Raw genomic sequence first — 9,750 nt, forward strand, 5'->3', positions numbered from 1 at the left:
CATCGGGCGCCAGGTTCGCGCCCTACCGGAACACAGGGAGCGGTGCTCTCCCGGCTACCGGGCCCGGCCTATTGCTGGCGCCAAGCGGTGAGCCAGTCTGCTATCGCATCCGGTGGCATGGGAGGGGCGATATAGTAGCCTTGCGCCATGTCGCAGCGCAGCTCCTGTAGCAACTCAAGGGTGGCGGCATCTTCGACCCCTTCGGCGACCGCCTCCAGCCCCAGGCTACGGCTCAGATCGATGGTGGAGCGGACAATGGTGCGGGCCTCTTCCGAGGCCGTGGCGGCGATCGTGAAGGACTTGTCGATTTTCAGCTCAGAGAATGGCAGCCGCGTGAGCTGTACCATCGAGGAATAGCCAGTGCCGAAATCGTCGATGGCGAGGTGAAAGCCCTTCATCCGCAGCCGCGTGAGCAGGTCGAGAGCTGTGACCGTGTCCTCCATGGCAGCGGTTTCAGTGAGTTCCAGCGTCACCCGTTCCGGCTCGATACCATGGTCACGACATTGCCCGGCCAGATGATCAGCAAAGGTGACGTCATCGAGACAGCGCGCCGAGAGGTTCACAGCGAGCGTCAAAGGAGTCACGCGGGACTCAACGGCGTCCCTCCCCGCCATCCAGATCAGAGAGGACTCAAGCACACGCTCGGTCAACGACCGGATAAGGCCGTTCGCCTCCGCCACCGGTACGAACCGATCCGGGGGTATGACGCCATGCTGCGGATGATGCCAACGCGCTAGGACCTCAAAGCCCATCACGCTGCCGTCGCCGCAGGCCACCTTCGGCTGATAGGCGACCTCGATCTCCCGCGTCTTCAGAGCCTGTTCGATCCAGGCCGGTGGGATCTCCGGGGGTAGATGGCTCGCCGCCACCGTCTCCCCCGCTGCCAGTTCCGTTCCGCGGTGCAGTAAGTCCTCGAGCTTGTCGGTGGTAAACGGCTTGGGGAGCACGCCCGCTACCGGCAACGCGTGCTCCGCGGCGGCACGACGGGCGGCATCGAGCACCCGGGTCCCCACTCCACTAGAGATAATGATTCTCGCCTGACAGTGGCGCCCCGCCAGGTGGCGCATGATCTCCACGCCATCCATAGCCGGCATCACCAGGTCGAGCACGATGTGGCTCGGTGGCCATTCTTCGAGCAACTCGAAAAACCGTGTCGGGTTGGTAGTGGCCCGGGATTGCATTCCCAGGTTCTCGGCCATCCACGCCACCGTCTGCCCCACCTGCGGGTCATCGTCGAGGATCAGGATTCGCCCATCAGCGTGGGCGTCACCGGGATTCATCCAGCACCTCCCGCACCTTGGCGGCCATCTCGGCGTGGCGATAGGGCTTTTGCAGGAGATGCACACCAGGGTCGAGCCGGCCGTGATGCACGATCGCGTTCTCCGTGTATCCGGAGGTGTAGAGCACTCGCAACGAGGGACGGAAACGGGTTGCGGCAGTGGCGAGCTCGCGACCGTTCATACCACCGGACATCACGACATCGGTGAACAACAGGTCGATCTCCGTATCGCCCTGTAGCATACCGAGCGCCGCCTCCCCGTCCGGGGCGCTGAGTACTCGGTAGCCGAGGTCTGCGAGCCGTGTCTGGGCGTGCTGCCGGACCATAGGGTCATCCTCGACCACCAAGACCGTCTCACTGCCCCGTGGTATCTCTTCGCGCTCGGGGCGCAACCGTGTGACGACGCTACCCGCCTCGGACCGTGGGAGATACAGCCGCACCGTCGTGCCCTGGCCCGGCTCGGAGTAGATGTTCACATGCCCGCCGGACTGTTTCGCGAAGCCATACACCATGCTCAACCCGAGCCCTGTCCCCTTGCCCTCTGCCTTCGTGGTGTAGAACGGGTCGAAGACGTTCTCGAGTCGCCCCTCCGGGATACCTTCGCCGGTATCGGAAACCGCAACCAGCACGTATTCGCCGGGCACGACTTCGCTGCGCTGGGCCGCATAGTCCGCGTCCAACACGATCGTGTCGGTCTCCACGGTCAGCCGCCCCCCCGCCGGCATCGCATCCCGGGCGTTGAGGCAGAGATTGAGCAGTGCGCTCTCCAGCTGTCCAGGATCGATCTCCGCGGGCGGGAGGGCGGCGGCGCAAAGCAGGCGAAGTTCGATGTTCCCACCGAGCGTACGCCGCAGGAGATCCTCCATACCGCCCACCAGCGCGTTGATGTCGGTCGGTTCGGGCTGCAGCGGCTGGCGTCGGGCGAAGGTGAGTAGCCGATTGGTCAACTCCGCGGCCCGCTCCGCGGTAGTGAGCACGAGCTCGGCGAGTTGTCGCGGACGATCCTGGTCGGCAAGCATTCGGGTAAGCAAATCGGCATTGCCCAAGATGACGGTAAGAAGATTGTTGAAATCATGGGCCACACCGCCCGTGAGCTGACCAATCGCCTCTAAGCGCTGAGCGCGCTGGAGCTGACCCTCAAGAGCCAGCCGTTCGGTGATATCGGAGTTGATGGCAAAGATCGCTTCCGGATTGCCTGCCTCGTCAGTGACCAAAGACCAGTGGGCCTCGACGGTGATGGGGGTGTTATCGCATCGGCGCTGCTCGATGCGGCCGGCCCATTTGCCGCGCCGGAGAAGCTCGGCCGTCGCCTGCCGGTATTTCTCGGCATCCTCTCCGATCAGGCCGCCCAGATCCGCCCCCAGTGCCTGGTCTCGGCGCCACCCGTAGATGCGCTCGGCGGCGCCGTTCCAGAACGTCACCCGATGATGCATGTCTTGGACGATGATGGCGTCGCGCGCCTGCTCGAGTAATGCAGCCTGCTCGGCGACGCGGGCCTGGAACTCCCGCTGCTCGGTGACATCGGTCATGCCGCCGACCATGCGTATCGCCTTCCCTTCGGCATCGCGGATCACAAAACCGCGGTCGAGCACCTGCGCGGTGCGACCATCGCGGCAGAGGAAGCGGTATTCGTGTTCCCAGTAGATGCCGGTGCCTTCTATGACCCGGTGAATGTCGGCCAAAACGCTGGCCTTGTCATCGGGGTGTATGTGCTCGCTCCAAGAGCGGGAGTCCGGTGGCAGGTCCTCGCGGCGATAGCCAAACAGGTTGTAGAGTCCCTCATTCCACCAAACACCGTCGGTGGCGAGATCCCAGTCCCAGACGGCGTCGGCCGTGGCGCGGGCGACGTTTCGGAAGCGCTCCTCGCTCTCACGCAGCATCCGCTCGGCGGCAACCCGCTCATCAATGTTGCGCTGGACCGCGACAAAATGAGTGACCGTGCCCCGCGCATCGGTCAGTGGGTTGATATTGAGCTCCACCCAGTATGCGGTGCCGTTACGGTGGTAGTTCACCAGCGAGGCCTGTACTGGCTCGCCGGCCTCCAGGGCGGCTCGAAGGCGCGCCAGCTCGTCGCGATCCGTGCCCTCACCTTGGAAAATCCGCGGCGTTTCGCCGATCAGCTCGGAGCGGGCATATCCCGTCTGCCGCACCACCGCCTCGTTGACGTAAACGATCCGTGGGCCGGGTCGCCCCAAGGGCGAGGCATCGGTGATGAGCAGCATATCGTTGAGCTGATTCACGCTGCTCTCGAGCAAGTGGATCTGCTCGCGGGCACGGCGCTGTTCGCTGACGTCACGAAAATAGACCGCCAGCCCCTCGTCAGTCGGATACGTGCGAACTTCCAACCACGCCCGCAGCGTCGGATGGTAGTCCTCCACGACCACAGACTCGCGGTTCTCCATGGACCGGCGGTAGCCCCGGAAAAACGGACCATCGTCGCCTTTGCCGCAGCATTCCCAGATCACTTCACCAAGCAGGGCATCGCGTCGCCGTCCCAGAATGCGGGTGGCTTCATCGTTGATGAAGGTGAACCGATACTCCCGATCCAGGGTGAACAGTGCGTCGCTGATCTGCTCCAACGTGTGGCGCATGCGATCCGACAGCGCCCGGGCGTGCTCCTCCGCTGTCCGGCGGCGGTCGATGTCTTGGAACGCACCCTGCAGGGATACGATCTCTCCCTGCGGATCCCGTACCGCTTCACCGATGCTACGCACCCAAAGCCGGCGCCCGGTGGCCGTAATGATGCGGAGCTCTTCGTCAAAAGGCGTACCGTCGCGGAGGCAGCGTTCGACCGCACGGCGGATGCGCGGACGATCGTCGGCAACGTAATAACCGATGCCTTCCTCAAGGGTCACGCGAGTGCCACGCGGACACTCGTGGATATCACAGGTCAGATCGGACCAGATCACCTCATTACTGCCCCGCTCCCAGTACCAGCCACCGACCCGGGCAGCGTCGCCGGCGATGCGGGGGAGCACCTCGCGCTGGCACTCGCGTTGCCGGCGTTCCAGCTCCAAAACCACCGCGGCCTCCCGCGAGAGCGCCTGCAGCAGCGCGCACCGGGCCTTATCCAGCGTGCGCGGTTGGAGATCCATCACGGAAACCGTACCCAGGTGCCTTCCATCGAGACCGGTCACTGGCACGCACGCGAGAAAGCGGATATGCGGCTCGCCTACGACGAGGGGATGTTCGGCCAGGCGGGGATCCGCCGTGGCGTCGGGGATCTTGAGCAATCCATCCGCCCCAGGGGCACCTTCCCGCGGTATCACATCTTCCGGGATGGTCTCCGGATCCATGCCGAAAGCCGAAATGACCCGATGCCCATCCTCGATACGGAGGCTGAACAATGCTATCGGACAGTCGCACCCGTCGGCGGCGTTCTCCACGAACCGATCGAACCCGCGGACCCTGGCACCGTCAACGATACCGTGGTGCAACGCCTCAAAGGGCTCTGGCTCCGAATCTCGCCATGAGGACCCCGCCATCTTCGGCCTCCCGGTTAGACGCTGCAGCGCCCGATACGATGCCTACTTTGCATACAGCCTACGCACGACGGCACAGAAGTGCGACTGTTACGGCAACTATGGACACCGAGTGAAGTCCGGTGCCAACACCCAGCGAATCCCGGGCCTTCGTGGATGTATCCGTGCCCGCTGTGGGACCCATAGAAGCGCTCCGGACGTGATACCGCCCCTTCTTCCCGCGGACCCGCTGAAGCGTTTTTGGTATGCGCCGGGGCTTATCCCGAGGATGCGTGCGAACACCTTCGGAAGCGCCCGGCGGTTCTCCTACCCCGCAGCCCGAGCGATCATCGCGACCGCATCACGCTCGACTTTCAGCGAGGGCGGTGCATGCGGCGCCGCTGCTCGTTTTCATTCGCGTTGACCGCCGTCCAGCACGGGTCGTGGCGGATGCCCGAGCACTGACTCCAGTGCCAGCCCGATTGCGAGTAGACGCCGGTCGCTGCCCGCCGGCCCATCGAGCTCCACGGCCACCGGCAGCCCCTGCGGCGTGACACCCACCGGCACGGTAAGCCCGGGGATGCCCGCGTTGCTGCCGGGGTCAGTGTTGCGAATGTACGTCGGAAACGGCGACACCGCCTCGCCGTTGAGCATCACTGACTCGACGCTGCCTTCGATAAGCCGTGCCGGAAGGGGGGTGGCGGGGAAGATCACTGCCTCCACGTCATGCTGCTCGAAATAGTCGCGATAGAGCTCCTGGAGCTGCGGACGGAACTCGTCCATGGCCTGGCGATAGGCCGCCTCGGAGATGGCATCGTCTTCGGTCCCGACCTCCCTGTCCTCGCCAATGGCCGAGTCCAGCGCTCCGGCGACATCAGGGCTCGCTGTATTCTCGATCACTTCCAGCACAGTGACCGCTGGCGACGTGCCCTCGAGATACTCCGGCAGCGTGCGCAGCACCTCGTAGAGAGCGAGTGGGAAACCCACCTTCCTGTTGAGCTCGCCGATGCCTTCGAGGTCCGCCTCGACCAGCGTGACGCCGGCCTCTTCGAGTTGCTTCAACGCGGCGTCCGTCAACGCCCGGGTATCGGGATCGAGATTCTCGTAGAAATAGCCGCGCGGCACGCCGATTCGGAGGTCATCCAACGATACCGGGTCTTCACCCGTGGACGTCCCCGCCAGCACACCGTCCAGAAGCACCGCGTCGGCCATGTTTCGCGCAATGGGCCCGGCGGTATCCCGGGTATGGGAAATGGGCGTGATGCCTTGCTGATCGTAACGCCCGACGCTCGGCCGGAATCCGTAGAGACCGGTCAGGGCCGAGGGAATGCGCACGGAACCGCCGGTGTCCGTCCCCAGGCCGGCCGGCGCCATTAGCGCGGCGACCGCAACGGCCGTTCCGCCGCTGCTGCCGCCCGGGAAGGTCAGTGCGTTGTACGGGTTGCGCACAGCCCCGTACTCGAAGTTCTGGCTGGTGATCCCGAACGCCAGCTCGTGCATATTGGTCTTGCCCAGTACGATTGCGCCCGCGTCCGTGAGCGCTTGGGCCACAGGCGCGCTCTCGGCGGGGACGTGCCCGGCCAATGCCGGCGTGCCGGCGGTACTCGCGAGCCCGGCCACGTCGATGTTGTCCTTCAACACCACCGGCACGCCGTGCAAGGGGGGCAGGTCACCGCCCGACTCCCTGTGCTCGTCGGCCCGCCGCGCCTGGCGCAGGGCCGCCTCGGCGTTGACGGTTATGAACGCATTCAGGTGCCGGTTCGCCTCCAATCGCTCGAGAAGAACGCCGGTCAGGCGCTCGCTGGTGAGCTCGCCCTGGGCAATCTGCTCGGCTGCCTCACCGGCGCCGAGCCGCAGGAGCTCCTGGTCTGACAGGGCCTGCGCACTGGCGCCGCCCAGGAAGACCGAAAGCAGCGCGATACCTGAAACGAAGCGCGTACCGGACATAGATACCTCCGTTGGGCGGTTTGCTTCGAGACCACGAGGGATTATTAGAAACGGATGCGCCAGCCATCCGCGGCGTAGATCCGGGCAAAGCCGCCACCTTCGAGTAGCAGCTCCTTGTTCGTGTCGTCCATGACAGCGGCGCCGTGTCTCGCGGCTTTTTCCAGCAGCGCGAGAGCCTTCTCGATGGTGGCGTCGAGCTCGAGCAAGGCGGGGACGCCTTGAGCCGCCGCGACGCGGAAGCCCGCATGCTCGATGGCCATGGTGGTCCTCCTCCGGGCTTGCGATATTGGTTGGGGTTGTCCTTACCTCACAGGATAGGGAGGAAAATCGGGGGTTGCTTGTCCGAGACGCACACGAGTCCTTACCGGTCGTCACACCGACCCATTTCGCTAGACTACAATGAACGCACCCAGCGTATAGGGCCTTCCCACCGCGTTGTCGGCTGTGCGGGCGAGATGCGGATTGCCGCCTTTATCAGGGATTCACTTCGCTCCGGGCGATCCTGTGGAGCAAGCGGCTGGATTTCGCATCCCGCGGTGCCTACCATTGATTTCAATGCACCGTCGCCGCGGCATGCGTGTGAATCAAGTATCAGAAGGGGATTGCCATGCGCTTGATCCTGGCTCTAGTGCTGTTTCTCACCGCTCCCCTCGCAGCGGCAGCCGGGCAGAATCTGCTGTTCATCCTCGACGGATCCGGCAGCATGTGGGGCCGCGTCGACGAAACACCCAAGATCAGTATCGCCAAGGAAGTCATGAGCGAGCTGGTCGCCGAGCTGCCGGACGACGCCCGGGCGGGACTGTACGCGTATGGCCACCGAAGGAAGGGCGATTGCGCGGATATCGAATCCCTGGTGGCGCTGGGGCCGCTGGATCGCCAAACACTGGTGGATCGCATACAGGGGCTCAACCCCAAGGGCAAGACGCCGATCAGGGACGCCGTCAACCAGGCCCTCGAGGAGCTCCGGCGGGTGGAGGAAACCGCGAGCGTCGTACTGGTCTCCGATGGGCTGGAATCGTGCGGTGGCGATCCCTGCGCGGCGGTGAAAGCCGCGCGGGATGCCGGCATCGAGTTTCGCATGCATGTGGTGGGCTTCGGCCTCGGCGATACCGATGCCGGACAGCTCCAGTGCATGGCGCGCACCGGCGGCGGCGAGTACTACACCGCGGCCAATGCCGAGGAGCTCAGTCACGCGCTGCAGGAAGCCGTTGCCGTGAAGCCGGCACTGGTCCTCACGGCCACCCGCAACGGTGCCCCGACCGCAGCGCGGGTGTTCGTCTATCGGGCCGGCAGCGATGACGAGGTCCTGCGCGATACCCTGGGCAAACACCCCGACGACCACAATCCCAATCCCGCGCGCCTGGCGCTGGCGCCAGGACGCTACGACGTGCGGGTTGTCCCCGAGTCCATCGATGCAGACCAGGCGCAGCACCTTGATGGCATCACAGTCCCGAAAGAAGGCGAGATCGAGCGCACGGTGGATTTTTCCGCCGGCGTCTTGGAGCTCATCGTCACGGCCAACGGCGAGCCGAGCGCGGCGCGGACTTATGTGTATAAAGCGGGCAGCGACAACGAAGTAACCCGCGAGCATACCGGTGAGGATGGTCAGGCACGCTACAACCTGCCACCCGGCCAATACGACATCAACGTGCGTCCCGAGGACGTCGCGGCACCCGACCGGCGGCTAACCGGCGTCAGCGTGGCCGCGGGCGAAACTCTCCGGGAATCCGCGGACTTCTCCTCGGGCGAGCTGCGGGTCAAGGTCACCACCAACGGCGAGCCGCTGGATGCTCGCACCTACGTGCACGATGTGGACTCCGGCAAGGAGGCCGACCGCGGCAGTACCGGCCGCGACGGCACAGTCTCCTATGCCTTGCCGCCGGGGAGCTACCGTGTGACGGTCCGTCCCGAGGGCATCGCCGCGCCCGACGAGCACATCGAGGACGTGACGGTCGAGCCCGGCGCAGGGACCTCGCGCAGCCTGGATATTCCCTCGGGCCGGTTGAACGTCGACGTGACCACCAATGGGAAGCCCCTGGATGCCCGCACCTACCTGGTCAATGCGGCGACCGATAAGGAGGCCGACCGCGGCAGTACCGGTGGCGACGGTGCCGTGACCTACGCGGTGCCAGTGGGCTCGTACCGCCTGAGGATCCGCCCGGAAGGCATCGCTGCGCCGGACCAGGTGATCGAGGACATAGTGGTCCAGGCGGACCGCACCACCTCCCGCAGTCTGGATATCCCCGCCGGGCGATTGGAGGTCAAGGTGACCCACGAGGGTAACCCCCTCGATGCCCGCACCTATCTGGTCAGTGAGGACACGGGCAAGGAAACGGACCGGGGCAGCACCGGCGGCGACGGCGCCGTCACCTACGCGGTGCCGGTGGGCGAGTATCGCCTCCGGATCCGTCCCGACGGCATCGACGCCGCGGACCAGGTCATCGAAGGTATCGCCGTCCGCGCCGGGGAAACGACCCGCAAGGCGGTGGATTTCGGCGAGGGCTGACGCAATAAGGCCGCACCGTCGCACGAAGGGGAGTCAAATCCCCCACGATGTGGCGCAGCCGACCATCGGTGGCCCACCGAGGCGAGCGCAACGGGATCGACATCGTCCGCTAGCGCGACGATGAAAAGCCCCCGCCGGATCTCGAATCCCACGGTGCGCCCCCATGTGCGAACGTTCCTCGGGGCGCGTAATCTCCTTGCGAAGCTCACCACCGTCCGCTCGGGACTGCGGTTGTGCCACTTCGCTCGTCGCAGGCCATACTGGGTTATACAGCGCGCGATCGCAGGTAGTCCCCGCACTCGTCCGCAGGGATAGGCCTGGCGACCAGGTAACCCTGGCCGGCGTCGCAGGCTAGCGAGTGGAGATAGTCCGTCCTGAATAACCCATTACGCGGCAGCCCGCATTCCGGGTTCGGGATTCTGATTCCGGCCGACGGTGTTGATGGCGCCCAGTAGCCGTCCCAGGATTCGGCGCAAAAGATCGGCCATGGCCCGGAGCAGCAGTCGGATGTTGTGCCCGGCGGCAACCAGCACGGCGTTCAGCGCATCGCCCAAGGC

Annotated in this window: 5 protein-coding genes; 1 reads left to right on the top strand and 4 read right to left on the bottom strand. The window is 65.1% G+C overall.

Annotation, left to right across the window (positions count from 1 at the left end; translation table 11 throughout):
• Positions 1-68: 68 nt before the first annotated feature.
• The 4 genes from ACQ754_RS13615 to ACQ754_RS13630 all read right to left on the bottom strand — a co-directional run bounded on the left by ACQ754_RS13615 (position 69) and on the right by ACQ754_RS13630 (position 6,947).
• Complete coding sequence (locus ACQ754_RS13615; RefSeq protein ID WP_440997576.1) at positions 69-1,280, bottom strand: EAL domain-containing response regulator; 1,212 nt, start codon at positions 1,278-1,280, stop codon at positions 69-71.
• Positions 1,267-4,764: a PAS domain S-box protein gene (locus ACQ754_RS13620; protein ID WP_440997577.1), complete on the bottom strand. Its 3,498-nt coding sequence runs from the start codon at positions 4,762-4,764 to the stop codon at positions 1,267-1,269. Before ACQ754_RS13620 ends, ACQ754_RS13615 begins: the two co-directional genes overlap by 14 nt.
• A gap of 387 nt (positions 4,765-5,151) precedes the next feature.
• Entirely contained in the window at positions 5,152-6,687 is a 1,536-nt protein-coding gene (iaaH, locus tag ACQ754_RS13625) for an indoleacetamide hydrolase (protein ID WP_440997578.1), read from the bottom strand.
• Positions 6,688-6,731: 44 nt separating this feature from the next.
• Positions 6,732-6,947 (bottom strand): hypothetical protein, encoded by a 216-nt coding sequence (locus tag ACQ754_RS13630; protein ID WP_440997579.1) that lies wholly within the window; start codon positions 6,945-6,947, stop codon positions 6,732-6,734.
• Positions 6,948-7,294: 347 nt separating this feature from the next.
• Here ACQ754_RS13630 and ACQ754_RS13635 point away from each other — a divergent pair, with 347 nt between their 5' ends.
• Entirely contained in the window at positions 7,295-9,193 is a 1,899-nt protein-coding gene (locus tag ACQ754_RS13635; RefSeq protein ID WP_440997580.1) for a VWA domain-containing protein, read from the top strand.
• The last annotated feature ends 557 nt before the right edge of the window (positions 9,194-9,750 follow it).

The organism is Arhodomonas sp. SL1, assembly GCF_052060015.1.
GTDB lineage: Bacteria > Pseudomonadota > Gammaproteobacteria > Nitrococcales > Nitrococcaceae > Arhodomonas.